Raw genomic sequence first — 18788 nt, forward strand, 5'->3', positions numbered from 1 at the left:
TCCTAAACCCAATTAAAACAAATTTACTTTAAAGATAGACAATTTTTGATATAGTGTTCTATAATGACTTTTACAAGGGGGATATGTAAAAAATTATTACATATTTTAATTGAAAGTGATACTACTCTAATTATTTTTATGATAGAAATAGAGTATAGAGAGTAGAATAAAATATATAGTACAGAATATGGCGGCTTATTGTTTTACTAATGTAATCTCAATTTGATATAAGAATTATTAATTCTTATATCAAAATTAATCACAGCCTATGCTGAATAATCCTCATTGACGGGATCTACCCCATCTAATAACATCTCGTCACGTTTAGGTGTTGTTTTACCTAATAACTCATCTAGGAGCTCCCCTTCAGGATCGTTTTCTTCCAAGCCGCTTTCGTATCCTTCGTCTTGAGGGGGAATAAGATGTTTATTAGCAAGCAAGGGCAAAGGCTCCACCATATCTTGAGAAGGTACTATACTCTCTGCTTGTTCCTCTTGATATGAGAGCACAGCAATAGGCCTAGACCCAGCGTTTATATCGGATGGTGGATGTGCCGGGAGTGCAGATGGTTCTGCAGATTGAGGTATTACATCAGCCGTGGATTTTGCGTTAACTCCTATATTTGGTAAGTCATAAGAAAGCTCCTCCTCAGAAGAAGATATATCTTCTTCACCCCCGTAACCTTCATCTATTTCTTTAGTAACGTTAGGAGGTAGAATGTTAAATAATTCTTTATACAGTTCGAGATTGGTATTAATTTTGTTTTCAGGATGTTTTCTATCGTAAGAAGCTGTCAGATTATCCACAATACCTTTAAGCCATAAATTTCCTTCAGTTCTTATATAATCTTCTGTATCTGCTATTAAGCTTTGTAAATTTGCAGTGGAAGAATCATCTAATTTGGTGTTTGACTTATCACTGAGAGGTACCTCTATTTTACAGTATTTATCTACTAATATCCTTTCTATGATATTCTCTTCCCAACGTTGTTGAGATGCCAGAAGCATAGATTGAACACCATTCTTGAGTATATCGAGTTTTCCTCCTCCATACATAAAAGACGAATAACCCTTAACATAGGGATCATCTGAAGACACATAGTTCATGCTATTAATCTTATATCCTGCTTCTAAGAGTTCAAGGTAAACTGCAAGAGTAGGAGAATTTTTACCAAGTCCTCCATCAATCCATACTGAATCTTTCATGCCGCTAATATTTGTTACTTTTACCGGTGGTAGATAGCCTGGTGCAGCTGTGGTTCCTAATAATACATCAACTAACCGATAGTTATGTTCTGGACTTTCGCGTGCTTTTAGTGTGGAAAGAACCACGAGCTCTTTGTGATATAAATCATAAACGGGAATAAATATTGGGACAATAGTATCGGCAAGGGTCAGATCTCCACAATATTTTTCTAATAATTTTTTGAGAGCTTCGTTATTATATTTATTACCCAGCAAGCCATTAAAGGTTTTAATATTATTCATGGTTTGTTTAAAAGTACTTTGGGGGAAAATGACTTGAGCCATTTCTGTAAAAAGATCGATAGATTCACTTGCGGCAAATAGCGGTTCAAGACTCCCTTTCTCTTTAGGAATAGTTAATATAGCCATATTCAATGCCCCTGCACTTGTTCCTCCTACTAGATCAACAAGGAGGTGGAACGGTTTGCCTGTTATTTGTTCCAGTATAGTACAGATGACTGCTTGCTGTATTCCTTTGACTCCTCCTCCTTCACAGAAAAAACCATTGAGTCCTTCTTCGCTGTTTAAATCATTTGAGGAGGCTGGTTGTAATTTATTTGGTGTCCCTTTTGTGTTAAGCGTAACAGGGTGTTTAGCTATTTGATCGTCTAAATTATTAAACGCGGGGAATTTGATATTTTGTTTCGTTTCTGCAGTAGACATATTTCCTACCTATTATATTTATATTAGTAAATATTTTGACATTGCAAATGTTTTATAAATTATAGAAAAACAATTGATAATCTGATGTATAGTATCTATTGTTGATTAATTTCATTATACTAATATAAATTAAAGAAATATAGAATTTATTGCGTTTAGGATAAAAATTAATTAATTTTTATCCTAAACGCCACATTTTAGTGAAAGCCACTACTGCTTTATAGGCAACTTAGAATAATAAATTTAGTTTTATTGAACCTTGATGACTAAAATATTTCTTATCAGTCGCTAAATAATCATAAGTTGTCATAATTTCGGTTATTCCGTGTTTAATGGTTACGTTACCGCCAATTTTATAGCTATATTTAGGAGGTCTTTGCGCAAACAATAACTGGCTTGTAGGAGCAGCGGTGAGGGAAGAGGTAGTAACATTAAATATACTAGCCTTATTACGAAAAAACTTTTCAGCTTCTACATATAAACCTGGTGTTAGAAGGGTAGTATTGGTGATTTGTAATGGTAAGGTAGTCCCCACTCCAATCACGCCTGAAGTTTTTTTATTATTATTACTAGCCACAGATAAGCTTTGTGCTTCAAAGTTTTGGGTATAACTTCCCGTATTATAGGAGCCATATTTAAAAGCCATATTTGGTATTACTACTAATTTACCAACACGTGATTTATGCGCCAGTACTACTTTACTACTACATGGTTTATTTTTGATTTTATTTTTCAATAGTTGGTTTTGGAAGGGAGTTGTTGTGTAGATATCACCAAATCCTAGAGAAAAAAATCCTTGTAATATTAATTTTTCTGTTAAATTACCTTGCCCATATAGAGATAATAGGTGAGTGTTAATGGCTACCTTATCCCTATGGCTTTTATAGTGAAAATTAGACCTTACATAATTATAGGCTAATCCAATAATACTATTTTCCCGCACTTCTATATCAGCTCCAATAGAACCAACTGTAGTTCTGCCCTTATAATTTCCTCTATTATTTGTGCCATCATCATATTTGCTAATACCATAATTACCATTAATCCATAGATTTTTTGGTACACTATTATCTTCTTCCCCTGACCCTATAGCTGCGGTATTATAAGCAGCAAATAATCTATTTTGGGCTTCGTGCGTAATAATATTGCCAATTGTAAACATGGAATCCTCTACTAACTGAGATATAGTTTGTGGGTTGGTATTAGGATAATTGGCAACTATTGCAGGAAGAGGTGGGCTGTCTTTCCTACCCTCACCGCCACCACTGTCACTACCCTCACCGCTAGCAAGTGGGCTATCACTACCTCTACTAAGAATGGAAGGAGGCAAGGGGTCTAATAGAGTAGGAGCAGTGCGAGGAGGTAAGTTAGTGGTTGCAATTGTGTCTTCTCTGCTATTTTCAGCATTACTTGCTCCTTGTTCAGCATCATTAGTAGTAACATTCAGCATAACAGCTGGATGTCTAGGGTCTTTGACAGGAGAGGGCAGGGTGGTGCTATCTGAATTTTCTGGATTAGTTTTGGCTCTTTTTTTACGGTGTAGATTTGTGGGTGGATTTACTGGTTCTACCAGCTCTATACTGGCAGTAGGAGAGAGGTTAGACTCTTTGTTCAACTCTACTTCTACTGGTAATTTGGACAATGATTCTAGGCTCAAATCCTGAGGTGCACCTAAATATGTTGCGGTTTTGGGCCCATCATCCTCTTCAAGTTTCCTACCAGAAGGAAGTTTCGCAGGAGAGATACTATTTATTGAATTAGATGCGAGATCCATATCTACAACTGGAATATTAGGGGTTGTAGTTTGAGATAATGTCTCAGTAGTGTAGATAATAGGCTTTGGGGTAGAGACAGGAGATTCAAGAAGAGGAACTTCCTCTATCTTAGGTTCAATAGGTTGCACAGCATCTGCCATAGGTTTTACTGGAACAGGCAAAGGATGAACGAAAAATGCTTCTGGTTTATTAAGAGTTGAGATTTTACCTGTCCATATAGGTGGAGCGTGTACTACTTCGTAAGTGGTAGGAGTCGGATCTGCCCATTCCAAGGCTGCTAATAATTCTTCTTCTGTCAGTTCCGTGGTGCTAGGTTTCTGAGGTATGGCTGGAGATATTGCCTGATCTAAGCTTTTCCAAAATCCTTCCAAGGGAGGCCTAATCTTAGATTTTCCTCTGGTAGGCTCCGTATGAAACTTCTTATCATGGGTACTTGCTGTTTTATCTCCTTTACTAGAAGACGTAATATTAGAGGCTCGCCTTGTTAACTGAGGTTTACCATTAACCTGGCGGATTTCCTGCAGGAGATCGGTGGTTAGGCTATTTTTGCTACTCACGGCTGGCAGTATAGAATTAACAGGAGGCAGCGGTGGAGGACTTGGAGGCATTGGAATAGGACCAGTATCTTTAGATATAGGAGCCTGGGCTAGGTGACTAATATCAGCTGAATCTCCTTTTGTTTGTGTTACTCTTCCTCTTTCCGGTGAAGAAGGGGGAGTTGGTATACCACTAATATCATATTTTGGATTATTTTGATCAACAGTAACAGACTTATTATTAGTATATGTATTCTCATCTTCACTATCAGATTCTGAACTACTATCGGCCCTAGTAGCTTTTCTTCTGTTCCTAAATGCTGGCGAGGCAAGCAGGGAACTAGTAATATGATTTTGGTACTGGGCGCCAGAATCTTTTTTTAGTACTGTAGTACTATGAACTCTTGTAGGGGTAGGTACTTGTTCTTTGGTTTGCGCATTACTCTTTCTCCTTTCGAGGTTGGCGTGCAACTCACTAAATAAACTATTCGCTTCTCCTATTACTGCCGTATTGTTTTTAGGAATACTGATCACAGGTGCAGTATTATTGCTTATCCCTTGATTATCTTGAGAATTTACATGGGGGCTGTTTATAGCTTGGGCAAAGCTCGCAAAACCTGAAATTGGAGGAGGGGGGGGGTGGTAGCATTGGAATAGAATTACTACCTGTGAGCGTAGGAGTCTGGGCTAAGTTACTAATATCCGCGGAATTTCCTTGGGTTTGTGTTGATCTTCCTCTCTCTGGTGAGGATGGAGGAGTTGGTATGCTGCTTATATCATACGGGTTATTTGTGGGTTGAGGTGTAGAAGACACAGCAAGACTATTTCTTCTGCTTAGTGCTTGCTTTAACTCATCAGCCAGCAACGTGTTTGGCGTCCTGGTTTTGACAATATTGCTTTTAGTGGTATCTACAGATACGTTAGTACTGTCAATGTTTTCTTTATTATCTCTCAATTGAGAATTTGCGCTTTGCCAGTTTGAAGTTGGACGAAAGTTCTGTAAATTGGCAATTGGCGGGGGAGGCGGGGGAGCTCCAGGAATAGGGGGTGGAAGAGTAGAGGTAGAAGGGATTGGGGCTCCAAAGTTTATAGAATGAGGGATAGGAGGAGGCGGCGGTACATATGGAGCTTTGGTAAAAGCAGGGGCAGAAGAAGAAGGGGTTGCTGTGACAGAAGATACATTAGTAGTTTTTGTAGGAATAGCAGCTTTGCTAAGTTGTGGTAGATTTGTGGTTTTACCTGCCAACTTGCTGTGCATAGCGTGCTTTAGTTGTTCAAACTTACTAACTTTTTTCTTCTCATCAGGAGGAGGACCTGCCAATATCAAGCTTGGCATACTGAGAATAGTGGTGACTATACTTGATGTAATTAATAGAGTTTTAACATTATACCTTATTTTGCGGTTAGTAAGGTCCGTTAGTGATATAAAATTTTTCATAAACCTCTTAGTAATGGTTATTAACGAAGCTATAACGTAAGTAATTAGCAAGTTCAAATGATCTATTAAGATGTTAGTAATCTGTTAATCATTTAATATGATTTAATAATATTTGTGTGACTTAATTGCTGCATAGGGAAGTATTACAACTTATAATGAGAGTTTTTTACACATATCTGGAAGACTGAAGATTCATATAATGAGAATTTCATTTCCAATATGTGCTAATTTCACTATATCATTAGCAAAAATTAATTGAATTGCAATATGTATTTAGCAGGGAGAGGTTAAAAATAAGCAAAAATCATGAGTAATAGTAGTATATATGCTTATTATGCTTACTTCCTAATGGACTCCTGCTCTCATCTCAGATGAAAAATATTGACAAATTACGTTATTGCAGCATAATGATTTTGATGGTTGTGCAGTTGCGTACATAATCTAGCTAGATTTTACGAGGAAAGTCCGGACTCTACAGAGATATGGTGCTGGTTAACAGCCAGCGAAAGAGCAATCTTTTAGGGAAAGTGCCACAGAAAATATACCGCCAATTTATTTTGGTAAGGGTGAAATGGTGTGGTAAGAGCGCACCGGTAGCTTGGTGACAAGCTACGCATGGGTAAACCCCACCAAGAGCAAGATCAAATAGGCACTACAGAATTTGCATGTTCCTAGGCATCTCTGACTAGAAGTAGTGCGGGTAGATCGCTTGAGGTAAATGGTAACATTTATCCTAGATAAATAACTGCAGTAAGTATTACGAAAGTACTTATACAGAATCCGGCTTATAGACCATCACTGCATTAAGCAAATTCAAATAGGGCTAATTCAATTCCTGTAACTCAGTTTTAGCAAATAATTTTATTTGTAAGGTAGTAATCTCAGAAGTCACTATATTTGCTGCTAATTTGTTTGCTTGAATCAATAACTCGTTGTCGCGGGGTAGGTCAGCAAAAAAGAATCTTATTTCTCCACTTTGTTTTGTTCCTAAAATCTCTCCACTACCCCGCAGCAATAGATCTTGTTCAGCAATATAAAATCCATCATTACTATTTTTCATAATTTCAAATCGGGATTTTGCGGTCTTACTTAATCTTTTAGGATCATAAAGCAAAATACAATGAGATTGTAAATGGCTACGTCCTACTCTCCCTCTAATTTGATGGAGTTGCGCTAATCCAAATTGTTCGGCATTTTCTATAATAATTAAAGTTGCTTCTGGAATATTGATTCCTACTTCAATGACTGTAGTGGCGACTAAAATATGAATCTCTGCTCCTTGAAATTGCTGCATAATAATATCTTTTTGTTCGTTCCTCATTTTGCCATGGATTGCAGCAGTAATATTCGGATATATACTGGTAAGTGACGCTAAACGGGTATTTATGTCAATAACTTCTCTACTATTTTCACCTTCTATCTCTTCCTTATCTTTTTGATCAATGAGGGGACATATCCAGTAAATTTTCTCTTTCAGTTTAAGTTTTTTATCTAAACCCACCATTAAGTCAGCTAGCTTAACTTTGGGTACTATACTAGTAATGATTGGCAAACGATTATTAGGCTTGTTCCTTAATTGAGAAATAGCCATGTCACCAAACATTGTTAGAGTAAGGCTCCTTGGTATAGGTGTGGCGGTCATTACTAGCACATCTGGACTCGAGGCTTTATTAATCAAATCTAAGCGTTGTTGTACTCCAAATCTATGCTGTTCATCAATTACTATATAACCTAACTTTTTAAAATTCACCTTTTCTTGGAATAAAGCATGGGTGCCAATCAATATATCAATATCTCCATTGTGTAAATCTAAGAGGATTTGTTTTCTGTCTCTCGTGGCTAACCTGCTTGTTAGTAGGGCCAGCCTTATTGCCGTGCCATTGAGGGCTTTAATAAAGAATTGATAATGTTGATTAGCGAGTAAGTCGGTAGGCACCATTAAAGCTGCTTGAAATTTAGCAGGTACTACATTAACCATAGTAAGTAATGCTACTATAGTTTTACCTGATCCGACGTCCCCTTGTAGTAATCGCATCATTTCGCTAGTCGATAATTGGTCTTGTTCAATTTCTGCAATGGTTATTTTTTGGTCGTCTGTGAGTTCAAATTCTAAATTGCTAAGGATAGTATTTTGTAAGGTAATAGCTTTGGCAAATGAATTACCCTGCTTTTTTTGAAGGTGAGTACGTACATAGTTTAAAGTTAACTGATTAGCCAGAAGTTCTTGCTCAGCTAAGCGTCTGAGACACTTGTTGTATATCTTGTCTAAATTATTATGGGGCGGGGTGACTTGATAATAATGTAGTATTTTGATGTCTGTGAGTAAAGACTTAAGATAATTGTAACTATACTGAGAAGTCATAGTTATATTGTGGCAATAATTTTCAAGGAGAATAATAGCTTGTTTTATATAGGAATAGAGTTGAGGGGACACTACACCGTAAGTTAAAGGATAAATTGGCTCTATCGAATCATTAGCTCTGTCATGAAAAATAAATTCTGGGTGAATTATTTGAGGTAACCCTGCAAATACTTGTACTTTCCCCTTCACTGTCAATTGTCTGCCTATTTGAAGCTGATTGAAAATAAAATTTGCTGGTTTATGAAAAAATATTAATAGGAGAGAACCAGTGTCATTTGAGGTTAAAATTTTTAAAGGTTGGGTCTTTTTAGTAGGAATAAGAATTTCGTTAATTGTGACTGGCATCTGAATTAATAAGTCGTTTTGTAAGGATGATAAATTAGGAGCAAAGAGTTTTATTTGATAAGAAATAGGACGATAAAACAACAAATCTCTTAAATTAATGATTTCTAATCGTTTAAGTGCATTAATTATATTATCATTAATATTGATATAAGTTTTAACGGGAGCGAAAAAAAACTTGTTTAGATCTGGTGTAGCCATAATACTGCAGGACCTCAACTAGCAGGGTCTCTTAATTTTCTCCCTCGTATTGAAGATCAAAATATAAAGTATAATATAACAATTTTATTAGAATTGGTACAAATAAACGAATTTGCTTGCTAAACCTTATATGCTTTTATAATAGACCTCTTGCATAACCTAAAGATAATTGAGGAATTTTTAGGAAAAACGAAGTTGAGTACCGCAGCGTACTTAAATTGTACGTGAGGAACGAAGACGAGTTTTGACAACAAAATTACCAATTAGATTAGGTTATGCAAGAGGTCTATTGATGTTTGACAATCACTTTAGTGCGCCAATCTTAGGCTTTCTTTATTAAAAATTACACAATTCTATTTGCTATTAAGCTATCGAAAAGGCTAGCTTAATAATTAATAATAAGTATTATATAGTTAATAAATATTAAGATGAAGGACAAACCTATATATCTAGCAGACGCAGGGCCAGGACCCTGGAGCCAGGAGATTGTGCGAGATTTTAATGCCCTAATCACGGCGCCAAGGCCTACCTTTTTTTTATTGAGGAAGGTCGTGGAAACTACTATAGTAAAATGGCTAAGAGAGAGTAAAGTTGACTTAGGCCAATATAATGATAAAGGTGAAAATCTACTATTAGTTCAAGCAATATCAGAGGGATGCCCTGAACTATTTCAAGTAGTTTTGGAAGTGAGTATTAATCTTAAGGTACCTCTAGTAGAAAATATAAAACGTGCAAAAGATAATAGGCAGCTACTAGAACAAGCTCAGGCGAAAGCATCTATCCAGCAAGTAATTACCGCACAAACGGTAAAGAATGATTTGTTAGAACAACTTATTGCTAAGGCGCTCACCCTCAATATTTCTCCAGCAGAAATATTAAAACTATTTCAGGACAATGACGTTGATGAGTGCTACAGTCCTCATATTGACGTACTAGAGTGGGATATTATTAATTCTAAGCCGCATGATCTCCCAAGTAGATTATTGGAGAAAAAAATTATAAGTGTGGCTCACATAATACTTGATATGTTGATTCTTAAACTAGGAGTTAAGGAATCACCCTTAATTGACCAAACTCAATCTGATAGTTTTAAGCAAGGAAGATCCACCGAACAGCAGCCATTGATTAAGAAAATGAATCACTATTTGCAGGAGATAGAAATCTTTCAGGAAGATAATCAGACTGTAGATAAGTTAAAATATAAATTATCAGAATTGAGTACACCAAATAACCTCATCTCTCTTGGCCTTGATGCAATTAGTAAAGTTGAAAACTATGTAAGGAACACAGGAAGCTGGACTGTATTATATAGTATGTATGAAACAGCATATAAAGGGTGTATTGCTGCAGCGAAGTTTTTAGGTTACGATGAAGATGAGTTAGTAGAATATAGCCCTGATATTTGTGAGAATATATTGACTAATAAGTTTGATCAGATTATTAGTGACCTTACGGATAAAATGCAAAATAGAGTTACAAATGTGAATAAAACGATAGTCCAGGAAATGTGGAGCCTGGTTCAAGAAGGTACGGATTGTTTAATATCCTATATGCAGGAGCCAATATACAAATGGACCATGTTCTCAGGTGCAATATTTGAGGGGAGTCTAATATTTACCGCATTTAGTTCGGAAATTAGTAATTTTTATAATTCATTTTATTCAGGAGATAATTATTCAATAAATAATAATGGAACATGTTCAGTATTACTAGCGCTCTGTTCAGTCGATCAAGAGTCTAGTGATTATTTATAAAAATAACGCGGAACCCTGTTATGGCTAGCTCTACCAATGAATTTTCCAGGTTATTGTAAATTACGCTTTGAGCTCAAAACAGCGATGTACTAATACATCATGCTTTCAGGTGAATTCTTCTATTATCTGCTTGTCAATCTTTTTATTAAAAAAATTATTTGGGTATATTTATATGTCTGATTATGTTATATATACTCCTCGGATATGAATTTGCATGCGCCGTTACTAGTCGCGCGCCTATTATCTATAGGCTTCGCTCCATCGCGCCTAGCAGCAAAATCATCTGAAGAGGAGTATATTCCTAAAAATCATTACTAGTGCTAATATTCATTATCTTTTATAAAAATCTATGGAAAAGAAGCTGTTTGTCAAAACTTATGGATGTCAAATGAATGTATATGATTCCATGAAAATGCAAGATTTACTAGAGCCTTTTGGTTATAAGCCAACTGATGCAATGCAGCATGCGGATATGATTATTCTTAATACTTGCCATATTAGAGAAAAAGCGGCAGAGAAAATGTATTCCGAGCTCGGTCGTATTAAGCAAATTAAAGATGAGAGAAAAGCCAAAGCTAAACAGGATTTAATAATAACAGTAGCTGGTTGTGTGGGTCAAGCTGAAGGAGATGAGATTTTTCGGCGGGCTCCTTATGTGGATATAGTGGTTGGACCACAATCTTACTATGAATTACCGGAATTAATTGCCAAAATTGCTCGACACGAAAAACATTTAATTAAACTTGATTTTGTTGAGGAAGCAAAATTTGACAAACTACCGGAACAAACGAATATAAAAGGTAGTAGTGCCCTCATCTCAGTGCAAGAAGGGTGTGATAAATTTTGTACTTTTTGCGTAGTACCTTACACGAGGGGAGCAGAATTTTCTCGAAATCTAGAACAAATATATAGAGAAACTGTAAGTGCGGTAGCAAGCGGTGCGAGAGAAGTAATTTTTCTTGGTCAAAATGTTAATGCATATCATGGTAAAACACCTGAAGGGGTTGTTTGTAGCTTAGCAGATTTAATAAAACATGTAGCGAAAATCCATAATCTGGCACGTATTAGATATATTACTTCGCATCCAATTGATATGACAGACGACTTAATCCAATTGCATGGGACTGAACCGAAGCTCATGCCATTTTTACACTTACCAGTACAATCAGGTTCAGACAAAATTTTAAAAGCAATGAACCGTAAACATACTCGCAATTATTATTTCGATATTATTAAACGTCTTAGAAATGTGAGACCAGATATGATTTTTTCTTCTGATTTTATAGTTGGCTTTCCTAATGAAACAGATGAAGATTTTGCTGATACTTTAGATTTAGTAAAAAAAGTAGGATATGGTCAATGTTACTCTTTTAAATATAGTCCACGCCCTGGAACGCCTGCAGCAGTGAAAGAACAAGTACCAGAACAGATTAAATCTAAGCGTTTAGCAATTTTACAAGAGGAATTGTCTAAACAACAATTACAATTTAATGAAAATTGTGTAGGAATTACAATGCCAGTATTATTTGACCGTAATGGAAAATTAGATAATCAATTAATAGGCAAAACAGCCTATATGCAGTCAGTACATATAATCAATCCTACTAGAAGCTTATTTGGCCAAATTTGTGATGTAAAAATTATCAAAGCTGGGGCAAGTAGTTTGACAGGAGAAATATAGTCAATTTTAACATAAAATTAGCAAACATGATCAAGAAATTATATGTATGCCTAAAATTATTGGTAATATTAGGATTAATAGGTATTAGTATAGTGGGCGGTCTTCTTTATTACTATTCTCAAGATCTGCCAGATTACTCACAATTAGCTAATTATTATCCTCCTTCTGTTACTAGAATTTATTCACAAGATGGGAAGTTGATTGAGGAATATGCTTTCGAGCGTAGAGTTTTTGTTCCTATTAATAGTATACCTCGTTCTCTCATAGAAGCTTTGATTGCAGCTGAAGATAAAAATTTTTATGAACATCCAGGCGTAGATATTATTAGTATATTCAGGGCAGCATTATATAATATCTTTAATATTATACATCATCGTAGAGTAGAAGGGGGTTCAACTATTACCCAGCAAGTAGTTAAGAATTTTTTATTAACTTCTGAGGTATCAATAGAGAGGAAAATTAAAGAAGCAATATTATCTTATAGAATTTCTAAAGCCTTCACTAAAGATCAGGTTTTAGAGCTTTACCTGAATCAAACATTTTTTGGCAAAGGAGCCTACGGAGTAGCGATGGCCGCACAAAATTATTTTAACAAATCTATTGAAGATTTAACGATTGCTGAATCAGCCTTTATTGCAGGCTTACCGAAAGCGCCATCAAGTTTTAATCCAACCAAAAATTATGCCCGAGTAAAAGAACGTCGGGATTACGTCATTATGAGAATGTATGAAGAAGGGTATATCAAAGAAGAGAGTGCTCAAGAGGCAATAGCAACCCCTATTATCTTAAGAAAACGTGATCGCAATGAAACTGTAAAAGCAGATTATTATGCTGAATTAGTACGAGAAGAAGTAATTAATAGGATAGGTAGTAAGGAAGATTTTTATACTGGCGGCCTAACAATCATTACTTCTCTTAATGCCGATTATCAAAAAGCTGCTGATAATGCCCTACGTCAAGGGATAAGAGATTATGATAAAAAACACGGTTTTAGAGGTAGAATCAATTCTATATCATTAAATAACTGGCCAGAAAATTTACGGCAAATCCCAAAACCTGCAGGGTTACTTCAATACCAATTAGCTGTGGTATTAGCTTCGCTGGATACACAAGTGGAAATTGGTCTAGCGGATGGTAGCAAGTCTAAAATACTGTTAGCTGATATGAAATGGGCGCTAGTTAATCTTAAATCTCCAAAAACTTTATTCAAAAACGGCGATGTAATAGTAGTAGAAAAACTCAATTCGGGCTACGCCTTACAGCAAATTCCTTTGGTAAATGGAGGAATGATCGTCATGAATCCTACTACTGGCCAGGTGTTAGCTAGTAGTGGAGGGTACGATTTTACTGTTAGTAAATTTGACCGGGTAACTCAAGCGCTAAGACAACCCGGTTCTCTTAGTAAAACTTTTGTATATTTAGCTGCGTTAGAAAATGCCGTACAGCCTAATACCCTTTTTGAAGACGGTCCTATAGAAATTGATCAAGGCACAGGGATGCCGATTTGGCGTCCGAAAAATTACAAAGGTGATTTTTTGGGGTTAATTACTATGCGTACTGGCCTTGAAAAATCACGAAATCTTATCGCTGTTAGGGTAGCGCAAGCCATAGGTCTCAACAAAGTGGCTGAAATAATACAAAGATTGAATATTAATAGTGAGCCTAAAAAAGTATATTCTATGGTACTCGGATCGCTTGAGACTACTTTAGAGAAGATGACTACTGCCTATGCGATCATTGCTAATTCGGGCCAAAAAGTAACGCCGCATTTTGTAGAATTAATCAAAGACCGTAATGGCAAGGTAATTTATCGGAGAGATAATCGTGAGTGCCGGAATTGCAATATATCAGATCAACAACTTGCCGATCCACCAGTGCCTTCAATTTCTGCCCCTAATTATAAAATGATTATTGATGAAGCAAGCAATTATCAAATTACTTCCTTGTTAACAGGCGCAGTGGAAAGAGGTACTGCTGCTGCTGCCAAAAAACTTGGTAAGATTATAGCAGGAAAAAGCGGCACTACTAATGAAAGTATGGATGCTTGGTTTATTGGTTTTACTCCAAGAATAATTGTTGGAACCTATATTGGTTATGATCTCCCTAAAACTCTTGGGCAAACTGCTACCGGCTCAAGCGTTGCTTTGCCTATATTCATTAATTTCATGGCAAATGTTTATGCTAAAGCTCCTTCTTTGCCCTTCCAGGTACCAGATACTATCAAATTATTACGTACTGACCGTAACACAGGAAAAATTACACCTCTTGGCGATGTGGTAGAAGCATTTAAGGTTAATGATCTTCCACAAGTACAACAGAGAGATGAGATGCAAGGTGACGATATATTTTATAATATGCCTCCCGAACAAGATGCTTCTCAGGAGATATATTAGCTTTGCGCTATTTCAACTATGATTAATGGTTAGTAAGATAAAATATCAATATCATTCCATCCTATTAAATCTAAGTTAGCTCTAGTAGGTAAAAATTTAAATATATGTCTAGCTATCTCTAATCTTGCTTCGGACACTAGCATTTCATGTAAAATGCTACGTATTTGATGTAAGTACACCACATCTTTGGCAGCATATTCTTTTTGTTCTTCTTTTAACACGTTGCTGCCCCAATAAGAGGATTGTTGTTGTTTCGATAACTGGATACCAAGTAGTTCGCGGCATAGCTCTTTAAGCCCATGAAAATCAGTATAGGTGCGCACTAATTTAGAGGCTATTTTAGTACAGAAAATATTTTCTAAATCTATTTCAAGATATTTTTTTATTGCGGCGAGATCAAACCTGGCATAATGAAATATTTTTTCTCGTTTTACATCAAGTAATAGTTTTTTTAAATTAGGAGCCTCATAATTTCTATCTATAAAATTTATTAGATAAACACTACCATTACCATTAGTCATTTGTAAAAGGCATAACCTATCTCGATGCAAATTTAAGCCCATTGTTTCTGTATCAATTGCAATATCGCCGGTAATATCTAGACTTGCCGGGATATCATTTTGGAACACTATAATATTTATAAATACCTCCTAGGATCACTTAAATATTAAATTATTTTGTAATTTCTGCAGGGTGCTTGTTTGTTTTTACAGAATCTACAACGAAAACTTGTTCATTTGGCATAGCTACTCCTAGAACTCTTCGTGCTTCTTGGTCCAGCATATCCCGGTCTAATGATTTGGGTCTCAGTAACTTTACTTTATGTTCTAGTTCAACCCGTTCATCACGTAAAGCTTCAAGTTCACTATAGGCTTTTTCAAGTTGATGATTTAATGAAAAATAAGCAATAATACCTCTGCTACCATAAATAGAATGATAAACAAAATATGCCAATAATAAAAATAGAAAAATATTAAATATAATTTTCTTAGAACTTTTGAGTGCTATCAGAAAATGTAACTGTTTCATAATATTTGACTAATCACAAATAGAATAGGTGCGGTTAAAATAATACTGTCAAATCTATCTAAGATCCCGCCATGACCTGGTATTATAGTACCACTATCTTTAATCGAAAATTTACGTTTAAAATATGAAACGAATAAATCGCTCATTTGCGCCATAAATGCAAGACCAATAGATACTATAATTAAGTACTCCCTTGGTATCAGATAAGATTGAGATAAATTAAATCCCGGAAATAAACTTAGCAAAAAAGCGGCAACTCCACTACTTAACACTCCTACTATTAAACCACTCCAAGTTTTGTTAGGGCTAATTTTAGGTGCCAGCTTAGGTCCATGTAGGTTTTTTCCTCCGACCATTGCAAATGTGTCTACCGACCATATTATAATAAAATATAGTAATAATAGCCAGTATTGAACCTCCTTAATAGCGGTAAATGTCAAAAATATAGTAGGTATTGGAATAATAATAAACCCTAATAGTTGGTACGAGCAAGAAGATTTTGTCATCTTACACCATTCATATAGCATCCCTATAGTAATTAATAACATTAGGAAACAGAATAGTAATTTACTAAACATGATAGCTATGATGAATATTGGGCCCAGCACTAATGCTGATAGTACTCTTTGAATATTCTTATTTTGCGTCTTACCTGGCACCAAAGTTCCTTTTCCTTGTTGAATAATTAGCTAATGCTGCTATTAAATCTTCTTTCGTCAGGTCTGGCCAATATTTAGATATAAAATGTAATTCGGCATACGCCGATTGCCATAATAAAAAATTACTTATTCTTAGCTCGCCGCTAGTACGAATTAACAAATCCACATCTGGCATTTCATTATCATATAAATAATCTTTAAATTCCATCTCGCTAATTTGAGTTTTGCCAGAATTAATAATTTTTTGACATGCATCAATAATTTCTGCTCGTCCTCCGTAACTAAAAGCAATACAAAGCGTCATTTTAGTATTATTTTTTGTTAGGGCGATAGTATCTTGCATTTGTTTTTGTAAGAGCTTTCCTGCTTGCTCTAGCCTGCCTATGATTTTGATTTTAATCCCATTTTGATGTAATGATGTTACTTCGTGCTTAAGGTAATTACTTAATAATTTTAGTAAAAATGCAATTTCAGTTTTAGATCTATTCCAATTCTCTGAAGAAAAAGTATAAAGGGTCACATAAGGGATATGAAGCTCTATCAGTGCCGGTAATAACTTGTTAACATTATTGGCTCCCACTCGGTGCCCTTCTGATTTTGGTAAGCCTTTACTCAAAGCCCACCTAGCGTTACCATCCATGATGATAGCTAAATGATTTACGATGCTAGTGGTATTCATATTTCTTCTTTAAATAATCTATTGAGGTGAGGGATTGCAATCTGCACCAATAAGCCCCCTAACTTCTTACTATCCTGTAATAATATAGTCCCATTATGGTCCATAATTATTTCTTTAGCGATAGCAAGTCCAAGGCCAACATTTCCTGAATTATTAATTGAGCGCGATTTATCTGCCCGATAAAATGGTTTAAAGACTAACAATTTTTCTTCATCTTTTATACCTACTCCATTATCCTCAATGTTTATTATGATGTTTGTGGTGTGAGAAAGGACAGAAATCTCAATTTGGTTAGAATATTTTATAGCATTATTTATTAAATTAGCTAGGGCGCGCTCGAAGTTACTAACTTTAAGCTGAACTGTTATAGCTTTTTCTTGGGTGAGGAGCTTAATATTAATAGAAGGCCATTTATTGATTATACCTTGTAGCCAAGGTAAAAAATTAATAAGCTGATACTCCTCACCATTTTTTCCTGTCGTAAAGTCTAAATATGAGTTGATCATTTGTTGCATTATGTCTATATCCTCCTGCAGCTCTTTAGTTGCTTCTGTAGAAGGCATTAAGGCTAATTGTAATTTCATCCTAGTTAATGGGGTGCATAAATCATGTGAAATCATAGCGAGCATTTGCGTTCTTTTAGCTATTTGTTTTTCAATTCGATCTTTCATTTTAAGAAAAGCAAAGCCGGCTTTTTTTATTTCTTTGGCGCCAGATGGCTTAAAATTGCTGGTCGTTTTTAATCCATGTCCAAACTGATCAGCAGCATCGGCAAGAGTTAAAATCGACTTAATCTGGTTTTTAGAAAAAATTAAAGAAATAGATAGAAGCAAAATGGTTAAAAATATTAACCATAAAACAAAAATATAAGCGGTAGGGTTCATCAATAATTTTGTTGGAAATGATATTGCTAATAGCCCATTAGTTAATTGAAAATACACTTCAATTCTTCCAGTTTCACTAATTTTAATAATATTTTGTTTGTTAATTTTGATATCTATAATATTTTTAAAAATTCCTAATTCTTCGCTAATCTTGGGTTGTATAGTAGGGAGCTTAAGGTTTTTATGAAACTGATAGGCTAAGTTTAAGTAATTAGTTTGTAAGGGGGTTTGTTCTAGCAAATTATTTTTATTTTGTTCAAGTAGAGCAATTATTTCGTTAGCAATAATATTGCTAGTATAATATGACACATTGTACCAATGCCTATCATAGAATAAAAATACTGCAAGAATTTGCCCTATTAATGTAGGAATAATAATGATTAATACAAATCTAGCTAGTAAAGTTTGAGGAATAAGTTTACGTATAAATAGCATATCCCTCATTACGAATAGTTCGGAGATATTTAGGGCGCTTGGGGTCATCTTCAATTTTGCTTCTTATGCGAACAATTTGCACATCGATAGATCGCGGGCTTAATCCTCCCATTATTTTAGATAATTCATCACGTGAGATTACTTGTCGCTCATTTAGTAGTAGTAATTCTAGTAATTTCTGTTCAGTAGAACTCAAATTGACTAGCTGATTATTTTTTATAAATTCTTTGGTGTCAAGATTATAATAATTATTACCTAAACGTTTTATTTTGGCTTGTTGTTGATGGTAAATATGAGTTTTTATTAGATTATTCACTCTGAGTAATAATTCTTGCGGTTCAAATGGTTTGGTTAAATAATCAGAGGCTCCTGATTCTAAGCCTGTTATACGATCTTTTGGCTGCGATAAAGCAGTCAACATAACAATCGGTATATTATTGCCGGTTGATCTGATAATATTTGCAAATTCAAGGCCGGTAATATTTGGCAGCATAACATCGAGAATAATTAAATCAAATTTCACTTCTTTTAATAGGGCTTTGGCTTCTTGAACATTGGTAGCCGTTGACACGTCAAAACCATTTTTACACAAAAATTGCTGTAAAAGTTTTAGTATTCGAGTATCATCATCGACTACTAAAATATGGAATTTATGGTCTTGCATAAATTAAATTTTATAATTAAACTTAGATTCTTAAATCTTGGAAATAGAG

General features: G+C 35.2%; 13 protein-coding genes and 1 other RNA gene. 4 read left to right on the forward strand and 10 right to left on the reverse strand.

The window, feature by feature from the left end:
- Positions 1-266 precede the first annotated feature (266 nt).
- The 3 genes from ACFELV_RS06685 to ACFELV_RS06695 all read right to left on the reverse strand — a co-directional run bounded on the left by ACFELV_RS06685 (position 267) and on the right by ACFELV_RS06695 (position 5656).
- On the reverse strand, positions 267-1907 hold the full coding sequence (locus ACFELV_RS06685) for a patatin-like phospholipase family protein (RefSeq protein ID WP_375327284.1): 1641 nt from the start codon (positions 1905-1907) through the stop codon (positions 267-269).
- Positions 1908-2136: 229 nt separating this feature from the next.
- Positions 2137-4752 (reverse strand): autotransporter domain-containing protein, encoded by a 2616-nt coding sequence (locus ACFELV_RS06690; protein ID WP_375327285.1) that lies wholly within the window; start codon positions 4750-4752, stop codon positions 2137-2139.
- Positions 4753-4780: 28 nt separating this feature from the next.
- Complete coding sequence (locus ACFELV_RS06695; RefSeq protein WP_375327286.1) at positions 4781-5656, reverse strand: hypothetical protein; 876 nt, start codon at positions 5654-5656, stop codon at positions 4781-4783.
- A 412-nt stretch (positions 5657-6068) separates the two neighbouring features.
- Between ACFELV_RS06695 and rnpB the strand changes: the two genes are divergently transcribed.
- Positions 6069-6460, forward strand: an RNA gene (gene rnpB, locus ACFELV_RS06700) — RNase P RNA component class A.
- A 19-nt stretch (positions 6461-6479) separates the two neighbouring features.
- On the opposite strand, the gene ACFELV_RS06705 is transcribed toward rnpB, so the two are convergent.
- Positions 6480-8561, reverse strand: coding sequence for an ATP-dependent DNA helicase RecG (locus ACFELV_RS06705; RefSeq protein WP_375327287.1), 2082 nt, complete (start codon positions 8559-8561; stop codon positions 6480-6482).
- A gap of 428 nt (positions 8562-8989) precedes the next feature.
- Between ACFELV_RS06705 and ACFELV_RS06710 the strand changes: the two genes are divergently transcribed.
- The 3 genes from ACFELV_RS06710 to ACFELV_RS06720 all read left to right on the forward strand — a co-directional run bounded on the left by ACFELV_RS06710 (position 8990) and on the right by ACFELV_RS06720 (position 14389).
- Positions 8990-10315, forward strand: a complete 1326-nt coding sequence (locus ACFELV_RS06710) for a hypothetical protein (RefSeq protein WP_375327288.1) — start codon at positions 8990-8992, stop codon at positions 10313-10315.
- A gap of 349 nt (positions 10316-10664) precedes the next feature.
- Positions 10665-11996 carry a tRNA (N6-isopentenyl adenosine(37)-C2)-methylthiotransferase MiaB gene (gene miaB / locus ACFELV_RS06715; RefSeq protein WP_375327289.1) on the forward strand — a complete coding sequence of 444 codons (1332 nt, stop codon included), beginning with the start codon at positions 10665-10667 and terminating at the stop codon, positions 11994-11996.
- Between the two features lie 26 nt (positions 11997-12022).
- Positions 12023-14389, forward strand: a complete 2367-nt coding sequence (locus tag ACFELV_RS06720) for a penicillin-binding protein 1A (protein ID WP_375327290.1) — start codon at positions 12023-12025, stop codon at positions 14387-14389.
- Positions 14390-14418: 29 nt separating this feature from the next.
- On the opposite strand, the gene ACFELV_RS06725 is transcribed toward ACFELV_RS06720, so the two are convergent.
- Genes ACFELV_RS06725 through ACFELV_RS06750 form a run of 6 tightly spaced genes read right to left on the reverse strand, consistent with a single transcriptional unit; the run spans position 14419 to position 18739 of the window.
- Entirely contained in the window at positions 14419-15030 is a 612-nt protein-coding gene (locus ACFELV_RS06725; RefSeq protein WP_375327554.1) for a ribonuclease D, read from the reverse strand.
- A gap of 31 nt (positions 15031-15061) precedes the next feature.
- On the reverse strand, positions 15062-15418 hold the full coding sequence (locus ACFELV_RS06730) for an FtsB family cell division protein (protein ID WP_375327291.1): 357 nt from the start codon (positions 15416-15418) through the stop codon (positions 15062-15064).
- The gene (locus tag ACFELV_RS06735; RefSeq protein ID WP_375327292.1) at positions 15415-16077 is read right to left on the reverse strand and encodes a phosphatidate cytidylyltransferase; all 663 of its coding nucleotides are present in this window, start codon (positions 16075-16077) and stop codon (positions 15415-15417) included. The genes ACFELV_RS06730 and ACFELV_RS06735 overlap by 4 nt, the downstream gene beginning before the upstream one ends.
- The gene (gene uppS, locus ACFELV_RS06740) at positions 16067-16756 is read right to left on the reverse strand and encodes a polyprenyl diphosphate synthase (RefSeq protein WP_375327293.1); all 690 of its coding nucleotides are present in this window, start codon (positions 16754-16756) and stop codon (positions 16067-16069) included. The genes ACFELV_RS06735 and uppS overlap by 11 nt, the downstream gene beginning before the upstream one ends.
- A complete protein-coding gene (locus ACFELV_RS06745; protein WP_375327294.1) occupies positions 16753-18075 on the reverse strand; it encodes a sensor histidine kinase in 1323 nt (440 codons plus the stop codon). Before ACFELV_RS06745 ends, uppS begins: the two co-directional genes overlap by 4 nt.
- The gene (locus tag ACFELV_RS06750) at positions 18059-18739 is read right to left on the reverse strand and encodes a response regulator transcription factor (protein WP_375327295.1); all 681 of its coding nucleotides are present in this window, start codon (positions 18737-18739) and stop codon (positions 18059-18061) included. Before ACFELV_RS06750 ends, ACFELV_RS06745 begins: the two co-directional genes overlap by 17 nt.
- Positions 18740-18788 lie beyond the last annotated feature (49 nt).

It is taken from the genome of Candidatus Tisiphia endosymbiont of Nemotelus uliginosus (assembly GCF_964264835.1).
In the GTDB taxonomy this organism is placed as follows: Bacteria; Pseudomonadota; Alphaproteobacteria; order Rickettsiales; family Rickettsiaceae; genus Tisiphia.

Coding starts and splice junctions, on each gene's coding strand:
- ACFELV_RS06750 (WP_375327295.1), bottom strand. CDS start 18,739: ATGCAAGACCATAAATTCCATATTTTAGTAGTCGATGATGATACTCGA.
- ACFELV_RS06705 (WP_375327287.1), bottom strand. CDS start 8,561: ATGGCTACACCAGATCTAAACAAGTTTTTTTTCGCTCCCGTTAAAACT.
- ACFELV_RS06685 (WP_375327284.1), bottom strand. CDS start 1,907: ATGTCTACTGCAGAAACGAAACAAAATATCAAATTCCCCGCGTTTAAT.
- ACFELV_RS06720 (WP_375327290.1), top strand. CDS start 12,023: ATGATCAAGAAATTATATGTATGCCTAAAATTATTGGTAATATTAGGA.
- ACFELV_RS06745 (WP_375327294.1), bottom strand. CDS start 18,075: ATGCTATTTATACGTAAACTTATTCCTCAAACTTTACTAGCTAGATTT.
- ACFELV_RS06730 (WP_375327291.1), bottom strand. CDS start 15,418: ATGAAACAGTTACATTTTCTGATAGCACTCAAAAGTTCTAAGAAAATT.
- ACFELV_RS06710 (WP_375327288.1), top strand. CDS start 8,990: ATGAAGGACAAACCTATATATCTAGCAGACGCAGGGCCAGGACCCTGG.
- miaB (WP_375327289.1), top strand. CDS start 10,665: ATGGAAAAGAAGCTGTTTGTCAAAACTTATGGATGTCAAATGAATGTA.
- uppS (WP_375327293.1), bottom strand. CDS start 16,756: ATGAATACCACTAGCATCGTAAATCATTTAGCTATCATCATGGATGGT.
- ACFELV_RS06695 (WP_375327286.1), bottom strand. CDS start 5,656: ATGAAAAATTTTATATCACTAACGGACCTTACTAACCGCAAAATAAGG.